This is a genomic window from Litorerythrobacter xanthomarinus (genome assembly GCF_046254955.1).
Classification (GTDB): Bacteria; Pseudomonadota; Alphaproteobacteria; order Sphingomonadales; family Sphingomonadaceae; genus Qipengyuania_C.
The window spans coordinates 1-231 of the sequence record NZ_JBJXRG010000080.1; the positions used below are offsets into that span (position 1 = coordinate 1).

Genomic DNA, 231 nt, shown 5'->3' on the forward strand with positions numbered 1-231 from the left:
CGTCGAAGCGCAGACGCTCGCCAATGTCTACCAGTCGATCGAGCAAGACCACGAGATCGTCCCCGTCATCAACAAGATCGACCTCCCCGCCGCCGATCCCGACGCGGTGAAGAACGAGATCGAGGACATCATCGGGCTCGACGCATCCGAAGCCGTGCTCACCAGCGCGAAGTCGGGCATAGGCATCGAAGACGTGCTCGAAGCCGTCGTCGCCAAGATCCCCCCGCCCAC

The 231-nt window shown here is 63.2% G+C and carries 1 protein-coding gene; it reads left to right on the top strand.

Translation table 11 applies throughout. The features are described 5' to 3' along the window. Positions 1-231: GTP-binding protein (locus tag ACEWMW_RS14545; protein ID WP_409414682.1), on the top strand; the 231-nt coding region annotated here is incomplete at both ends.